The sequence below is a fragment of the Mesotoga sp. H07.pep.5.3 genome (assembly GCF_002752615.1).
In the GTDB taxonomy this organism is placed as follows: domain Bacteria; phylum Thermotogota; class Thermotogae; order Petrotogales; family Kosmotogaceae; genus Mesotoga; species Mesotoga prima.
The window spans coordinates 37,043-52,711 of the sequence record NZ_AYTV01000007.1 but is presented as its reverse complement, the minus strand read 5'-3'; the positions used below and the strand labels follow the sequence as shown (position 1 = coordinate 52,711).

The following is a 15,669-nucleotide window of genomic DNA, read 5'->3' as shown; positions in this document are numbered from 1 at the left end:
ATGAAAAACCTGAAAAGCTGCCTCACCGCTCTTTTAATACTGCTGTGCGTCTTCGCCACAGGTTCTCAAAATCTTGAGAGGGAATACAAAGGTTCCTTCTATTATTTCTGGGAACAGACAAATACTCTGGATCATTCTCCAGGTTATGGGCTGGTTCGAGACAGGTTTCCCGGTAATCCATCGATAGCCAGCATCGCGGCAGTGGGTTTCGGGCTGACCGCGATACCGATCGGTGTCGAGGAAGGCTGGATCAGCTACGAAGACGGTTTTGAAAGGGCTTCGAGAACTCTGGACACCTTCCTGAAGCTTGAGAATTTCCACGGTTTCTTCTTTCACTTTCTTGATTTCAACACAGGAGAGAGGGCCTGGGACTGCGAAATATCGACGATCGACACGGCTATCTTCCTCTGCGGCGCCCTGACGGCCGGAGAGTACTTCGGCGGAGAGGTCGCCGAAAAGGCATCGGCCCTGTACGAAAGGGTCAACTGGAACAGGATGATCGATTACCGCAACAACTATTTCTACATGGCCTACTACCCGGAGAAGGGCTTTCAGGGATTCTGGGACTTCTACGCCGAACAGCTCATGATGTATGTCCTGGCGGCCGGAGCTCCCAATCCCAAATACAGGATCGATCCGGTCGTTTACTACTCCTTCAAGAGGTACGAGGGCTCTTACAAAGGCGAGCGGTTCATTCACTCCTGGTTCGGCTCGCTCTTCACCTACCAGTTCAGCCACGCCTGGATAGATTTCCGAAAAATCCGCGATAGGGACGGAATCGACTGGTTCGAGAACTCCATCAGGGCCTCTCTGGCCAACTACAACTATTGCAAAGACAACGCCGACCAGTACACCGGCTTCGTCATCGGCTGGGGAGTCACGGCCTGCGACGGGCCGGGCGGATACAACGGACTTCTCGGAACGCCTCCCTCGGGAAACAACAGCACCGCCCACAGAGTCGACGGCACGCTCGCCCCGGCCGGCGCGCTTGGATCGATAGTCTTTTTGCCAGACAGGTCTCTAGAGGCTCTCGAGGCCTATTACGAACTGCCAGATCTCGTGGGCGGGTACGGCCTGAAGGACTCGTTCAACCTCGACCTCGACTGGTTCGCCTCCGATTACATAGGCATAGACAAGGGAATAACGCTGCTCATGATCTCAAATTACAGAAACGATCTTGTCTGGAATATACTTATGGAGAGCGAATACATAGTAGACGGGCTCGATAGACTGGGTTTCGAGGTGGAGTGAAGATGAAGTTTGAAGAGATACTGGATCTCGAGGAGAGATCGTCGTTCGACTTCTTCTGGAAGGAGGCCTCCCTTTCCGACAGGGGTTACGGCCTGATAAGGGACAACACGAAAGACAGAAACGTTGCGAGCATCGCCTCGGTGGGCTTCGGCCTATCGGCCCTGCCAGTCGGTGTTGAAAGGGGCTGGATAAGCAGAAAGAGCGGCGAAGAAAGAGCGGTAAAGACGCTGAAGAGCTTCCTGAACAACGTTGAACAGAAAGAAGGCTTCTTTGTGCATTTCATAGATATGATCGAAGGCAGGAGGGCTTACCGATCGGAAGTCTCGGTTATCGACACCGCGCTCTTTCTCATGGGCGGGCTCGTCGCGGCCGAATACTTCGGTGGGGAGACGTCGGAGCTTTTCAGGACCATTTACGGACGGGTGAACTTCCCCTGGTACGTGAATGGGGAGAGAAACTGCTTCTATATGGGCTACAGCTACGAACGTGGCTTCTGGGGAGGGTGGGATCGCTACGCCGAACAGATAATCATGTACGTACTGGGCGCCGCCTCTCCGACCTGCCCGACGGACCCGTCGCTTTATTACTCCTTCGCCAGAGACAGGGGGACCTACGAAGAGCTGGAAGTGATCCACACATACACCGGCTCGCTCTTCACCTATCAGTTCAGCCACGCCTGGATAGATTTCCGAAAAATCCGCGACAGGGACGGAATCGACTGGTTCGAAAACTCCGTCAGGGCCTCTCTGGCCAACTGGAAGTACTGCTCAAGCGAGGGAAAAAACTACAGAACCCTGCATGAAAGATCCTGGGGACTCACCGCCTGCGACTCTCCGGATGGCTACAGGGGAGATTTCGGAGCGCCGCCTTCGGCCAAATCCAACACCGCTCACAGAATCGACGGAACCGTGCCACCCTGTGGAGCGCTTGGCTCGATCGTATTCGTCCCCGGGATAGTCGAAGAGACAGTGAAACACTACTTCGAAAACGTGCCAGAACTCTGGAGCGAGTACGGATTTCTAGATGCCTACAACCTCGACAGAAACTGGCTCTCGGACAGGGTCATCGGCATAGACAAGGGAATAACGCTGCTCATGATCGAAAACTACAGAAGCGGAATGATCTGGGAACTGACCATGGGTAGCGAATACATAAAAAACGGCCTCGAAAGGCTGGGCTTCTCACGGCGGGAAGAGTGGTAAGAGCCATCCTTGGAAAGAACATAAGAATGGTTCCTCGTTCCGACGCTACGCGTCCACGTTGTTCGTTCTTGGAACCAGATCCCGGATCAAGTCCGGGATGACAGTGTTACGCGATTGCGAGAACGTCACATACCGTAATTCTGAACTTGATTCAGAATCTCGTGTCGATGGTTCCTGACATTGACCAGAACGAAGAACAGATTCTCACTCTGGAGAGGGTTCACCTCGATGAACGGTGAACCATTGAACGGCTAACCAACCTTTCTTGAACTGTCCAACCACCACTGCTACCCGCAACCCCGGTCTTCACAAGAGCAGATCCCGAAACAAGTTCGGGATGACAGAGTGAGGGACTTCCACGAATCGCTGCCTGGATAACTTCCTCAGTTGCATTGAAACCCTGGATTAATTGCCGGTTCTCTTCACGAGACCCCATACCCTGTAATCGATACCCTGCTCTTCGCGTCATGAACTTGTTTCAGCATCTCTATCCTAAGAGCCGTTGTGCGCTTTGAAGAACCGTCCTTGGTCTTTCGTTAAAGAGCAAAACCCGTTCTTCGAGAAGACCTGTTCTTCGTTCCGACGCTACGCGTCCAGGTTGTTCGTTCTTGGAACCAGATCCCGGATCAAGTCCGGGATGACAGTGCTACGTGATAGCGAAAACGTCACATACCGTCATCTGAACTTGATTCGGCACTCGATGCTGTCTTGTTGAATGCCAAAAACGAGCTTACCTCATCGCCCTTTAGAAAAAGGTCTTCTTTCTTCTTGTTGCAACTTGCATCTTGGAACTTGCAACAATTCTTTTCGGAGAACGGAGAACCATTCAACGGCTAACCACTCTTTTGCTTTTCCAACCTCTGACCACTGACCTCTAACCTCTAACCTCGTTTCTCCCTTCTGTGGGGCCGTCCTTTATATGGAGATCGAGCTGGCTGAAAGGAATCTCTATACCGTTTTCGTCGAATCTGGATTTTATGATCTTTGCCAGTTCGGTGCTTGAGTCTATGAAGTTTGCCTTCTCTACCCAGAACCTGACGACGAAGTCTATGGAAGACGCGCCGTATCCGGTGAACTGTATCATCGGTTTGTGGCTGTCATCGACATAAAGCTTCTCGTAAGAATTAACTGCCTCTTCTAGGATCTTCATGACTTTGTTCAGGTCGCTCGAATAGGAAACCCCGACGTTGAGATCGTTTCGTCTTATGTTGTCGGGCCAGAAGTGAATAATCGTTGCTGCCCAGACGTTTTTGCTGGGGATCGTGACTAGCTTTCCGTCCCATGTCTTTATGAGCACGTGATTGAGTTTGATCTCCTGGACTCCTCCGGATGTCCCTCCGATGTCAACTGCCTCGCCCTCGTAGATTAGTTTGTTTATCATTATTAGTATCCCGCAGATCAGGTTTTCCAGAGGCTCCTTGACAGCGAGACCGACAATGATACCGGATACTCCGAGACCGGCGAGAACGGGAGCCAGATTCTTGAAGAGAACCGAGATAATTATGAAGGCCGCCAGAGCATAGAAGGCGAGGTTGAACAGCGTTCTCATTGTCTTCCGATATTGAATGGAGACAACGGATGTCTTCTCAGTGAATTTAATGAATGCTTTGTAGAAGATGCCCGAAAGCCATTTTGCAACCAGAAGGATTGCGATGCTGATCCCGATTCTAATCGCCCATTCGATTATTGTTTGGATTACATCATTCATGATTTTCCCTCCTTCTTCCTATATAACAATTCTTACATAGATCCCTGGAAAACCCAACCCCGATGAGGCTGGTGGCTTTTCTGGATCAATAGAAGAGCTGAAATGGAGTTTGAAAGATCTACTGTTTGAGCTTTCCGTCAAGATGATCTTCAAGTTTTGAGAAACCTATACCTCTGGAGAATGGACAGACTCTTATGCAAATACCGCAGTCCGTCCCGTTTCTTCTCCAGTAGGAGTAGCAGAGCTCGTGGTCAACCTTCCATCTTGGCGTATCGTTGGCTTTTTGTCCTTCGCAGCCGGGAATTGCGGAAACCGGACACTCGCGGGAACAGATTCCGCAGTCGCTGCAGAATCGCTCGAGATTCTTTTCCAGTGGTGGGGTACATTTCAAGGGCATTTCAGTGGTCACAAGTCCCAGCTTCATTCTTGGTCCTAGACTGGAGGAGATAAGAAGGCCATGCCTTCCTATTAACCCAAGTCCGGCGGCGGCACCGACTATCGGTAGAACTGCGAGATAGTTTCCGTCCATATGATTTCTGGCGGAGTAACCCAGCCCTCTAATGAAGTACGAGATAGTCAGTCCGATCATGGCTGCCTTCAAGTATTTCCTGGAGCTTTCGACCATTGCCGGCATGGCCGGTGCAGCATCTATCATTTCGCCGTCCAACTCGACAGCGAAGACTATTCCGAAGGGAAGCCGTAAGCTTATTTCATCCCCATAATTCTCTCTATGTCTTCCCCTGTGGCTATAATAGAACTCGGGTTTCATCTTCGTTATGGCTACGAGTTCCGCGCCGCTGTCAATAGCGATGCGTTTGATTGTCTCGGTAGCGGTTGTTATATCTACGTGAAGCTTCTCACTAGATGGTTTTCCATCACACAGGCTTCGTAGACTGGCAACAAGGGAGAAATTCGAACTCACCTCTGAAGCATCTAGAGGATCGTAAGAAGGAGAATTTCTGTCGCAGAGATCGGGTCTTTCGCGAAGCTCGTCATCTATCTCCTTCAACTCGGGATGTCTAGAGTAGTAGTCGCAGTACTCAGGAGTACCGGCTTCATAATTCATCCGAGCAAAAATCGTGTCGCGCTCATCGTATCTGCGCATTCTCTTCACCACCGATTTGCAATATGTCTTTCAATTATACAATCAGTCCCTTTGCACTCCTCGACTGCCCTATAATTGAGTATAGAGGTGAAGAAGGGAGAGAATCTTCATTACGGATTAGCGTCCCGGCGCTGCAGTTTCTCTGCTGAACTACTTTCGGTGTGAGACTGCTAACTGCGGCCGTTTCCGATTGAACGATGCTATACTGTTTTTGTGGAAACGGCTTTTTCCGAGAAGAATCTTCGGAATTCCGATCATTATTTGGAAATCGGCAGAATGGATTTCTTTATACCGATCCTCGTAGTTCTCCCCTGTAAGGGCAAATCATCTGACTTCTTCTTTAGAGGACAACCGGGTATCACATCTTCATTGGGGTAACTGGAAGAGCATCGACTTGTTCCCTCTGTTTCAGATGAACTCTCGAGGGGTCTGCGAAGGACGAAACTACAAGTAACGATATCAGGATGGTGGTGAAATGAAGGATAGGAAAAGGGAATTTGATGCAATAGTCATTGGTTCCGGCCAGGGAGGTACTCCCCTCGTACTCTCCCTTGCAGATGAGGGATGGAGGGTTGCCCTTGTCGAGAGGAAGGCAGTTGGAGGAACGTGTGTAAATGAAGGATGTACGCCAACGAAGACCATGATAGCAAGTGCAAGAGTGGCGCATCTTGTCCAGCGATCAGAGGAATACGGAGTTGTTGCGGGAGAATCTTCAGTCGATATTCAGAAGGTTATTCAGCGAAAGAGACAAGTTGTTGAGAGCTTCAGAGAAGGCAGCAGGAAAAGGATTATTGATTCTCCTAACCTTTCTCTGATTGAAGGCAGCGCAAGTTTTGTTGGTGACAGAGAGCTTGAAGTAAGGCTTAAGGAGGGGGAGACCGAGCTAATTGAGGCAAGGACAATTGTGATCAATACAGGAACGAGCCCGGCAACTCCAAAAATACCTGGTCTTGAACGAGTTGAAGCACACGACTCTACGTCGATAATGGAACTCGACGAACTTCCGGAGCACTTGATAGTCCTTGGTGGTGGGTACGTGGGTCTTGAATTCGGTCAGATGTTCAGGCGTTTTGGAAGCAGGGTAACGATAATTCAGAGGGATAAGCAGTTGCTTTCACTTGAAGATGAGGACATTGCGACGTTGGTTCTGGAGATTCTCAGAGGTGAAGGCATAGATGTTCTACTGGAATCAGAACCGATAGAAATCGATAGTTGTGAAAACAACAGGAATAGTGTAAGGTTACGTTTTTCGGATAAGGAAAAGCCGGTAGTCGGAAGTCACTTGTTACTGGCGACCGGAAGGGTACCCAACACTCCTGATCTTAATCTCGAAAGGGCAGGAGTTAAGGTTGACGGTAGAGGTTTTATTGAGGTCAACAGTAAGCTGGAGACCACAACCAAGAATGTATATGCCATCGGAGATGTCAAGGGCGGGCCCGCCTTCACCCACATTTCATACGACGATTTCAGGGTAATGAAAGAGAATCTCGTAAACGGGAGGGGTTTGACGATACAAGAGAGGTTTGTTCCATACGTGGTGTTCATAGATCCCCAACTTGGCAGGATAGGTCTTACTGAGAAACAAGCTGTTAGTCAAGGACGTCAATTCCGTGTGGCGACTCTCCCCTTTGATAGAGTGGCTCGGGCGATCGAAACGAATGAGACGCGTGGAATGATGAAGGCTCTTGTAGATTCGAAGACAGACCGGATTATTGGAGCAGCGATTCTGGGAGTGGAGGGTGGCGAGATCATGTCTGCAATTCAGATTGCAATGATGGGTAATCTTCCCTATACTTCGCTGAGAGATGGTATTTTCGCACACCCGACGTTTGCAGAGTCTCTTAACAATGTTTTCATGGGACTGGATACTTAGCGGAAGAAAACGTCATTACTTCATTTTCTATACTGCATTTTAGCTGCAAGGAGAAACTAGAAGTCTTCCTAAGGCAGCAGCGCTTAGTAAAACTATCTCCTCACCGGGAGGAAAATTCTTCGCTTCCCCGCAATTCGCATTCTACCCCTTCTTAGTATTTTTTTGGACAGTCATGGTATTTCGAAAAGAATCTATCCTTGGAGAGAAAAATTCTTATTGGCTCTTTTTCAAGAATGCAAGAAAGGCGATCTCTAAAGACCTTATAAACAAAGTCTGAATCTCAGGATTGAAGCTATTTTCAAATCGTTATCGATTCTGATCTGAGTATTGTGGACCTACATACTCGCCGAAGCATTGAAAATCAAGTGTGATAGTGTACAATTAAATGGAGTATAATTATCGGCAATACAAATGATGGAGGTTGTTTATTGTGAAGAGATTGATTCTAATTGGATTATTGTTCATAGCATTTTCAGGTTTTGCACTGAAGGGGCCGATTACGGTGGCATCGAAGATAGACACGGAAGGCGCGCTCCTGGGCCAGATGATTGTAACTGTCCTCGAGAAGAATGGATTCGAGGTTGTAGACAAGACTGAATTCGGTACGACGAGCGTCATTCGAAAGGCGATCACTGCCGGAGAGATAGATATCTACCCTGAGTACACGGGCAACGGAGGGTTCTTCTTCGATGACACCGATCCCACGGTATGGAAGAACGCGAAATCCGGATATGAGACGGTGAAGACCCTCGATCTTGAAAGGAACGGACTCGTGTGGCTTACCCCCGCCCCGGCAAACAACACCTGGGCTCTGGCTATCCGAAAGGATATTTCCGACGGTGAAGGAATCAAGACTCTCGAGGACCTTGCGAATTATGTGAACGGTGGGGGCTTCATTAAACTTGCCGCTTCCGAGGAGTTTCTTACGAGGCCCGATGCGATGCCCGCCTTTCAGGAGGCATATGGCTTCGAGCTTTCCAACGATCAGCTTCTGGCCTTCTCCGGAGGAAACACCGCTCAGACGATCAGAGCCGCAGCGCAAAGCATCGACGGGGTAAATCTGGCTATGGCCTACGGTACTGATGGTGCCCTCTCGGCTCTGAGGCTGGTCGTCCTTGAAGATACCAAAGGCGTGCAGCCAGTATATGAGCCTGCCCCGATAGTGAGAAAGGAGATCTTCGAGATGTACCCCGAGATCGGAGAACTGCTAAAGCCGGTCTTCGAATCTCTCGATCTGGAGACGCTTCAGTCCTTGAACGCTTCGATAGCGATTGAGGGCCTGGACGCGGGTGACGTAGCCGAACAGTATCTCAAGTCGAAGTCTTTGATAGATTAAAGCCTATGTCGTCCTTTGCGCGACGAAAAGATATGATGGCCATTCTTGGAGTGGCCATCATGTTGTTTTCTATACTGCTTCCAGGTTTTCTTTCGGTGAAGGAGACGAGAATTTCCGCAGCTTTGCCGGTCAGCCTGGCCAGGGTTTCCGTAATTGGCCTCGTGGTTCTTCTGGCGTTCTCTGGTGTCACCATCCTGCTTTCTTTCGGCGGATACTACTTCTTGATGGGCCTTGCAGGTGGGCTCGCCCCGGTATATGGTTTCTTCCTTGCCGGTAGCAGCGCGATTCAAATCGCCTCGGAAACGGGGCCGTTTGCCAGAGTCTCCCCTTCCACCGGGTTGTGGATTCTCCTTCTGGCCGGTTATGTGGTCGTCTTTGCGGCAAGAAGGAAACTGAAGGATAAGAGGATACTGTCGTCACTGCTCGTTCTGATCCCAATCGCTTCGTTCGCAGTTCTTCTCGGCTCCGGTCATCTCAGGGAGCTAGCGATCATGAAGGAGTACGCAAACAGGAGCGACAGGTTTCTCGAAGAGACTGTACGGCATCTTCTGATCGCCGGCGGAGCCGTAGTGGCTGGGGTGATAATCGGAGTGCCCCTTGGAGTGGCGGCCAACAGCTCGCCAAAGGTCGAGAAACCGGTCTTTGGTGTGGTGAATTTCATACAGACGATTCCGAGCATAGCGCTTTTCGGGCTTCTCATAGCGCCGCTGTCGTATCTCTCTCGGAGTCTTCCCTTCCTGAGGGAGCTCGGGATAACGGGAGTCGGCTGGGCGCCAGCTATGATAGCCCTCGTTCTCTATTCACTCCTTCCTATCGTTAGAAATACTTACTCGAGTCTGAAAGTCATTCCGGCCGATACGGTTGAGGCCGCCAGGGCCATGGGGATGAGCAGGTTGCAGGTCCTTGGAAAGGTGGAGATTCCGATCTCGCTGCCGGTAGTTCTTGCAGGAGTAAGGACGGCGGCCGTCCAGGCGGTGGGCAATACGACGATGGCCGCGCTCATTGGAGCCGGGGGTCTTGGGGTCTTCGTTTTTCAGGGTCTTGGCCAGGCCGCCATGGATCTCGTACTTCTCGGAGCGTTGCCGATCGTGGCGCTCGCCCTGATAGTCGATTCTCTTATGCAATTGTTGATAGCTATTCTGACGCCCAGAGGGCTCGTTTCGGAGGTGGCCGATGATTAGATTCGAGAATGTCACGAAGGAATACGATGAAGAGACCGTAGCTGTGAGAGATATAACATTCGAAATACCCTCGAGAGAGCTCACCGTTCTCATTGGGCCGTCTGGGTGCGGTAAGACGACGACTCTCAAGATGATAAACAGAATCGTTAAACCTAGCGGCGGCAGGATCCTCATCGATGGAGAAGATGTGAAGGAAATGGATGTCATGAGTCTAAGAAGAGGGATAGGCTACGTCATCCAGAACGTAGGTCTCTTTCCCCACATGTCCGTGAAGGACAACATCGCGACCGTTCCCAAACTGCTGAAATGGGAAAAATCGAAGATAGAGAGAAGGGTAAGCGAACTGCTCGAATTAGTCGGGCTTGAGCCGAGGTCCTACGCAAACAAGCTCCCCAAAGAGCTTTCGGGAGGGGAAGCCCAGAGAGTGGGCGTCGCGAGAGCGCTTGCGGCCGACCCGCCGATAATCCTTATGGATGAACCTTTCGGGGCGGTCGATCCCCTAACGAGGGTGAGACTGCAGGACGAGTTCGCCAGGATTCAAGAGGAGCTTCATAAGACGATAGTCTTCGTAACTCACGATATAGACGAGGCGATAAGGCTTGCCGACAGGATTGCGGTCATGAAGGCGGGAAGGATACTTCAGTTCGATACCCCCGAAGAGATTCTGGCAAGACCTAAAGAGAAGTTCGTTCACGATTTCATGGGGTCCGACAGGGCCCTAAAGAGGCTCTCCAGAATACCCGTCACAGAATACATAGAAAAATGCGAGACGATAGACGTCGACGACAACTGGGACCAGCTTGGTATGACAAAAGAGGAGTTCATCTGGGCGTTGGATGAAGAGAGGAGACTTGTCGGTTGGGTGGATGTCTCGCATTCAAACAGGGAGCTGCCCATCAGGGAGGCATTGACTGAAATGCTCGAGGAGGAGGTTTTGAGCCCCGACAGCACTGTCAAAGAGGCGCTTTCTAGGATGCTTGAGAGCGGTACAGTGGCGCTCCCCGTCGTGGAGAGATCGGGTCGCTTTCTCGGTCAGATAAGCCTAACGAAGATTCAGGAGTTGACGAGAAGTGACAGGGAAGAATAGCAGACTTTCGTCATGGATCTTTTTGGGGATCTTTCTGCTGGCGTTCATTCTCCTCATTTCCAACATGGCTTTATGGGAGAGCTTTCTAGGCTGGCTCTTTCCGGAAGAGAGGGAGGTCCTCCACCCGAGAGGAACCCTGCTTGAACTCGTGGCAGAACATATGTGGATGGTCCTTGTCTCGAGCGGACTTGCCACGATTATCGGCATATCGATAGGAGTATTGGTCACGCGGCCGATGGGGAGACAGTATCTGCCGCTTGTGTCAAACCTGAGCTCTCTTGGCCAGACCTTTCCGCCCGTCGCCGTGCTGGCTCTCGCCGTTCCCCTACTCGGCTTTGGATTCAAGCCGACAGTGGCCGCTCTGCTTCTCTACGGACTTCTGCCTATAGTGAGGAACACGATTGCCGGCATCGAGAACATTCCTCCCGATGTTCGCGAAGCCGCATACGGTATGGGGATGTCTTCATGGCAGGCGCTGTTCAAAGTGGAACTCCCACTTGCGCTGAAGGTCATAATGTCGGGAATAAGGATATCCGTGGTGATAAACATCGGCACAGCGACTGTTGGTGCAACGATAGGGGCAGGAGGGTTGGGATCGCCCATCATCGCAGGACTCGTTGCGGAGAATCCCGCCTTTGTGCTCGAGGGGGCTATTCCGGCGGCTCTTCTCGCCTTTTCGGTAGACGCATTTCTGGGGAATGTAGAGAAGACTATATCGTCTGGATGACTGCGGACCTGTCGTTAACTAATGATAATCTATTTGCCGGTCTTCGTCGTTGTTTATAGTGGCGGATTTCTCTCCGGCAGACGGGTGCGGAACAGCCATCTTGCCGCTTACGAAAAGTTCGCCCAGAGCCCTCACATCTCTTCCCGTAGGATTCTGGAAGACCCGGAGACCGAAGTGTGGCAGTGCGGCGAAGACGTGATCGAAGATGTCCGACTGCAAAGCTTCGTAGTTCATCCAGGAAGTATCGCTGCTGAAGGCGTATATTTCCAGAGGAAGCCCGGTGTCGGTCGGCTGAAGCTGTCTTACCATGATTATCATGTTCTTGTTCGTTCCCGGGAGATTTCTCAGATATGCCATGAGATAGGCCCTGAAGGTTCCAATGTTGGTCATTCTCCTGCCGTTGACGGGTTCGCTCACATCTACATTGTTTCTCTTGTTGAATTCCTCTATCTCTTTCTTTTTGCTTTCCAGATAGGGTCTGAGGATCTCGATCCTGTAAAGCCTTTCGTAAAGCTCGTCGTCGAGAAAGCGAATCGACGAGGTGTCAATGAAGACCGATCTCTTTATTCTTCTTCCTCCGGCCTGAAACATTCCCTTCCAGTTCTTGAAGGATTCCGAGATTATCGCGTAGGAGGGGATGGTGGTGATCGTTTTGTCCCAGTTCTGGATCCTGATTGTGGTAAGCGTTATGTCTATAACGTCTCCGTCGGCCTGAAATTTCGGAACTTCTATCCAGTCGCCTATGCTGACGAGATTGTTCTTTGAGATCTGGATGCTTGCGACGAGTCCTAGAAGCGAGTCGCGGAAGACTACCAGCAGAACTGCCGTCATCGCTCCGATCCCGCTAAGGATTCCCCATGGAGAGATTCCAGTCAGCACTGATACCGCAATAACCCCGGCCACAATGTAGACCATGATCTTCACTACGGTAATATAGCTCTTTATAGGTTTGTCTTTTGAGGTTTCAAGGGACTGATAGGCGCTCGTCAAGACGTCCAGGAAGGAGTCTATCACGACGGCGACGATGAATATTAGATACGTGGCGACCAGTTTGTAGATCAAGTCCTCTATCGCGGGGAATGCCCGGGCGAAGAGAGCGATAACTATTGCCGGTATCATCAGTGCTATCTTGTAGAGAAGTCTGTGCTTGATTAAATAATCGTCCCACTTGAACGCGGACCTTCTCACAATGATTTCTATGGGCTTGATCAGCAGCTTCTCGAAGAGGAATTTCGAGAGAAAGGCCACGACTACCATTATTATTCCGACAACTATATTGGCAAGTACCAAGTCGAAAGTCTCGCTGAGTCCGAGCGCCGAAAACCAACCGGCAAAGATGTCTATCACCTGATCGCCTCCAGAGACAATGATAACATCACTGGATCGACACAGCTACTTTTACGGCGTTCTGGGTAAGTCTGACTCTTGATAATTGCGGGAGCCTTCCCCAAAAGATTAGTCGGTACAGAGGGTTACAGAGATCGCCACAATGTCGTAAAATAGTGTATTGGAGGTGAGTGAGTTGAAATGTCCCGAATGCTACTCTAGTGATAACAGGGCGACGCCGCTTAAGAATCCCGAAGACTGCCTGTCGAACCATGTTCAATACATCTGTTCCACTTGTGGCAGGGCGATTTGCATGGAGGGCGATGAAAGAGAAAGACACGGTCCCTTATCCTCCTTCGGTTCTTTCAATGACGCAATGCTTTACCTCCGGGCAGCCGAGGCATTATTCAACGGGCCTTGCGGCATCTACGAATTGACTGACGGTGCGAAAGTCTTCTATAAGATCTTCAAGGATAAAGACGGACTGATGAACTACCTGCTGGAGAACCCGGAGAAGAGGTGTCCTTTGGGAGAAGCGCTTCACGAAACAGAGGAATTCAGGCCGGTGGTTGAAGGTCAGATCCGGAGGCTGGACAAGGAAGAGGTCGAAGAGTATCTGAGAGAGAAAGAAGAAGTTGATGACTAGCTTCGAGTCAGTCTTTATTCTCGTTGTCTATGGAATCGCTTTCTTCGAACTCTTTTTGCTGTCCCTAAACTTCAGAAATGCGAAACTCTCGAAGGTCTCACTTCCAGACAACTTGCGAGACGTCTTCAGCGATGATCTCATAGAAAAGTCTGTGGAATATTCAAGGGCGAAGAGTCTTTTTGTTATCGTTTCGTCTGTTGTCAACCTTGTAGCGCTTAGCATTGGAATTTTCTGGGGATTCGGAGTAATCGAATCTCTTTCGATGAAGTTGGCCGAAGGTTTTGCGCTGCGTGGCCTCATCTTTTTCTCCCTAATCGCCTCGATTTACTTTTTTATCTCTCTCCCCTTTTCGATATACTCGACTTTCGTCCTTGAGAACAGATATGGATTCAATCGAACAACACCGAAAACATTCGTCTCGGACAAGATAAAAGAGGTCCTTCTTGCGGCCGGGATCGGCCTCCCACTCGTATATCTTGCCCTCCTTGCGATTGATTCCTTCGAATACTGGTGGGTCTATCTGCTGATAGGCGTCGTTGGATTCGAGATACTTACTCAGTTGATATTCCCGACAGTGATCCTGCCGCTTTTCTACAAACTGAAGCCGCTTGAAGATGAGAACCTTGCAGAAAGGATAAGGGAAATTGCGGACAGGGCCGGATTCGGAGTCAAGTCGATCCTCGTCATGGACGCCTCGAGGAAGACGGGCCATACAAACGCCTTTTTCACGGGTATAGGCAGGGCAAAGAGAATTGTTCTGTACGACAGCCTCCTGGAAAAGCACAGTTCAGAGGAGATTGAAGCGATCTTCGCCCATGAGGCCGGCCACTTCAAGCGCAAACACATTCTCAAGGGGATGCTCATATCCAACGCGGTCGCAATATTCGCAGTGGTTCTTCTGTGGATGATGGTCGAAAGCGATACCGTCGCCGGTATTTTCGGTGTCTCAGAGAAATACGCGATTCTGCTTTATGCCGGGATCTTCCTGTCTTCGATCTTCACGGTTCTGGACTGGATAGACTCGTTCATAAGCAGAAAGTGGGAATTCGAGGCCGACAGTTATTCGGCAATGATTACAGGCGATACCCAACCGATGATAAGAGCTTTGAAGAACCTATCCGTATCTAATTTGTCTAACCTCAGCCCGCATCCTTTATATGCAGCACTATATTACTCGCATCCGCCCTCGTGGGAGCGAATTGAAAAACTCAACGGAATAGTCTCTAATATAGATGAAAGAAAGAGTAGGGGGTGAGAACTTGAAACTGAAGTTCATTAACGGTGTTACGCCCGTGAACAGGCTTGAATGGATCGAAGAGTACCTTGGCCTTCCATTCGAACTCTTCTGCAAGCACGACGAGTTGACCGGCTTCATCACGAGCGGCAACAAAATCAGAAAGCTCGAGTATCTTCTGAAAGATGCTCTGGAAAAAAAGGCAGACACCGTCTTCACCTGCGGGGGAATTCAGTCGAACCACTGCAGGGCGACGGCGATGGCGGCGAGATCGCTCGGAATGCAGCCGGTACTCTTCCTCAGGGGGAGGCCGATGGAGATTCCTCAAGGGAACGTCCTTTTAGATACCATGGTGGGAAGCGACATTCATTATGTGACCAAGGAGGAGTATTCGAGAATAGACGAGATCTTCGCCAAGAAGAAGGAAGAGTACGAGAGTAAGGGAAGGAAGGTTTACCTGATCCCGGAGGGCGGTTCAAACGCGCTGGGAGCGAGAGGTTACGTGGACGCCGTGAAAGAACTCTCTGGCCAGATCAATCTCGACGGAGTTGAAGCCATCTTCACTGCAGTTGGCAGCGCCGGAACCTATGCGGGAATTCTGGCAGGGCTAAGAATACTTGGCTACAACACCGGAGTCATAGGAATAAACGTTACGAAGGACCCTTCTTCAATTTTCGTGGAAAAGACAAAGAGACTAATAGGCGAAATGAGGGAGTACGAAATAGACGTATCGATAGATGACGGCGAGATCGAGATAGTCGACGACTTCTCGGGCCCCGCTTATGCCGTGCCTTCGGAAGAGGATATAGAGCTTATAAAGAGCCTTGCCATGGAGAGAGCCTTCTTCCTTGACCCCGTCTATACGGCGAAAGCCTTCAGGGGAATGCTTCAGATCTCAAGGGAAAGGTTTGCCGGGAAGAGAGTTGTTTTCATCCATACTGGTGGATTGTTCAAGCTGTTCGACAATCCGGCCACTTATGTAAAGTAAAGCCC

General features: G+C 50.2%; 13 protein-coding genes. 10 read left to right on the top strand and 3 right to left on the bottom strand.

Annotated elements, in window-relative coordinates; translation table 11 throughout:
* Both V513_RS03285 and V513_RS03280 read left to right on the top strand, forming a co-directional pair.
* The gene (locus tag V513_RS03285) at window positions 1-1,251 is read left to right on the top strand and encodes a glucoamylase family protein (protein ID WP_099771699.1); all 1,251 of its coding nucleotides are present in this window, start codon (window positions 1-3) and stop codon (window positions 1,249-1,251) included.
* Between the two features lie 2 nt (window positions 1,252-1,253).
* Window positions 1,254-2,453, top strand: a complete 1,200-nt coding sequence (locus tag V513_RS03280) for a glucoamylase family protein (RefSeq protein ID WP_099771698.1) — start codon at window positions 1,254-1,256, stop codon at window positions 2,451-2,453.
* Between the two features lie 874 nt (window positions 2,454-3,327).
* On the opposite strand, the gene V513_RS03275 is transcribed toward V513_RS03280, so the two are convergent.
* Complete coding sequence (locus V513_RS03275) at window positions 3,328-4,161, bottom strand: mechanosensitive ion channel family protein (RefSeq protein ID WP_099771697.1); 834 nt, start codon at window positions 4,159-4,161, stop codon at window positions 3,328-3,330.
* A gap of 118 nt (window positions 4,162-4,279) precedes the next feature.
* Window positions 4,280-5,266, bottom strand: coding sequence for a 4Fe-4S dicluster domain-containing protein (locus V513_RS03270; RefSeq protein ID WP_099771696.1), 987 nt, complete (start codon window positions 5,264-5,266; stop codon window positions 4,280-4,282).
* Window positions 5,267-5,741: 475 nt separating this feature from the next.
* Here V513_RS03270 and V513_RS03265 point away from each other — a divergent pair, with 475 nt between their 5' ends.
* The 5 genes from V513_RS03265 to V513_RS03245 all read left to right on the top strand — a co-directional run bounded on the left by V513_RS03265 (window position 5,742) and on the right by V513_RS03245 (window position 11,470).
* A complete protein-coding gene (locus V513_RS03265) occupies window positions 5,742-7,139 on the top strand; it encodes a mercuric reductase (RefSeq protein WP_099771695.1) in 1,398 nt (465 codons plus the stop codon).
* A 430-nt stretch (window positions 7,140-7,569) separates the two neighbouring features.
* Window positions 7,570-8,475, top strand: a complete 906-nt coding sequence (osmF, locus tag V513_RS03260) for a glycine betaine ABC transporter substrate-binding protein OsmF (protein WP_099771694.1) — start codon at window positions 7,570-7,572, stop codon at window positions 8,473-8,475.
* A 59-nt stretch (window positions 8,476-8,534) separates the two neighbouring features.
* Window positions 8,535-9,656, top strand: coding sequence for an ABC transporter permease (locus tag V513_RS03255; protein ID WP_099771693.1), 1,122 nt, complete (start codon window positions 8,535-8,537; stop codon window positions 9,654-9,656).
* On the top strand, window positions 9,649-10,743 hold the full coding sequence (locus tag V513_RS03250) for an ABC transporter ATP-binding protein (RefSeq protein WP_099771692.1): 1,095 nt from the start codon (window positions 9,649-9,651) through the stop codon (window positions 10,741-10,743). The genes V513_RS03255 and V513_RS03250 overlap by 8 nt, the downstream gene beginning before the upstream one ends.
* The gene (locus V513_RS03245) at window positions 10,727-11,470 is read left to right on the top strand and encodes an ABC transporter permease (protein WP_006489844.1); all 744 of its coding nucleotides are present in this window, start codon (window positions 10,727-10,729) and stop codon (window positions 11,468-11,470) included. The genes V513_RS03250 and V513_RS03245 overlap by 17 nt, the downstream gene beginning before the upstream one ends.
* 18 nt (window positions 11,471-11,488) lie before the next feature.
* Here V513_RS03245 and V513_RS03240 read toward each other — a convergent pair whose 3' ends face one another.
* A complete protein-coding gene (locus tag V513_RS03240) occupies window positions 11,489-12,817 on the bottom strand; it encodes a mechanosensitive ion channel family protein (protein ID WP_099771691.1) in 1,329 nt (442 codons plus the stop codon).
* Between the two features lie 175 nt (window positions 12,818-12,992).
* On the opposite strand from V513_RS03240, the gene V513_RS03235 reads away from it, so the two are divergent.
* The 3 genes from V513_RS03235 to V513_RS03225 are packed head-to-tail and all read left to right on the top strand — an operon-like array spanning window position 12,993 to window position 15,664.
* Window positions 12,993-13,442 carry a hypothetical protein gene (locus V513_RS03235; RefSeq protein ID WP_099771690.1) on the top strand — a complete coding sequence of 150 codons (450 nt, stop codon included), beginning with the start codon at window positions 12,993-12,995 and terminating at the stop codon, window positions 13,440-13,442.
* Window positions 13,435-14,697 (top strand): M48 family metallopeptidase, encoded by a 1,263-nt coding sequence (locus tag V513_RS03230; RefSeq protein WP_099771689.1) that lies wholly within the window; start codon window positions 13,435-13,437, stop codon window positions 14,695-14,697. The genes V513_RS03235 and V513_RS03230 overlap by 8 nt, the downstream gene beginning before the upstream one ends.
* The gene (locus V513_RS03225) at window positions 14,675-15,664 is read left to right on the top strand and encodes a 1-aminocyclopropane-1-carboxylate deaminase/D-cysteine desulfhydrase (protein ID WP_099771688.1); all 990 of its coding nucleotides are present in this window, start codon (window positions 14,675-14,677) and stop codon (window positions 15,662-15,664) included. The genes V513_RS03230 and V513_RS03225 overlap by 23 nt, the downstream gene beginning before the upstream one ends.
* Window positions 15,665-15,669 lie beyond the last annotated feature (5 nt).

Excerpts from the sequence above, each read along its gene's own strand:
- V513_RS03230 (WP_099771689.1), top strand. The coding sequence starts at position 13,435 with ATGACTAGCTTCGAGTCAGTCTTTATTCTCGTTGTCTATGGAATCGCT.
- V513_RS03270 (WP_099771696.1), bottom strand. The coding sequence starts at position 5,266 with ATGCGCAGATACGATGAGCGCGACACGATTTTTGCTCGGATGAATTAT.
- V513_RS03280 (WP_099771698.1), top strand. The coding sequence starts at position 1,254 with ATGAAGTTTGAAGAGATACTGGATCTCGAGGAGAGATCGTCGTTCGAC.
- V513_RS03265 (WP_099771695.1), top strand. The coding sequence starts at position 5,742 with ATGAAGGATAGGAAAAGGGAATTTGATGCAATAGTCATTGGTTCCGGC.
- V513_RS03255 (WP_099771693.1), top strand. The coding sequence starts at position 8,535 with ATGTTGTTTTCTATACTGCTTCCAGGTTTTCTTTCGGTGAAGGAGACG.
- V513_RS03285 (WP_099771699.1), top strand. The coding sequence starts at position 1 with ATGAAAAACCTGAAAAGCTGCCTCACCGCTCTTTTAATACTGCTGTGC.
- V513_RS03225 (WP_099771688.1), top strand. The coding sequence starts at position 14,675 with ATGAAAGAAAGAGTAGGGGGTGAGAACTTGAAACTGAAGTTCATTAAC.
- V513_RS03275 (WP_099771697.1), bottom strand. The coding sequence starts at position 4,161 with ATGAATGATGTAATCCAAACAATAATCGAATGGGCGATTAGAATCGGG.
- V513_RS03250 (WP_099771692.1), top strand. The coding sequence starts at position 9,649 with ATGATTAGATTCGAGAATGTCACGAAGGAATACGATGAAGAGACCGTA.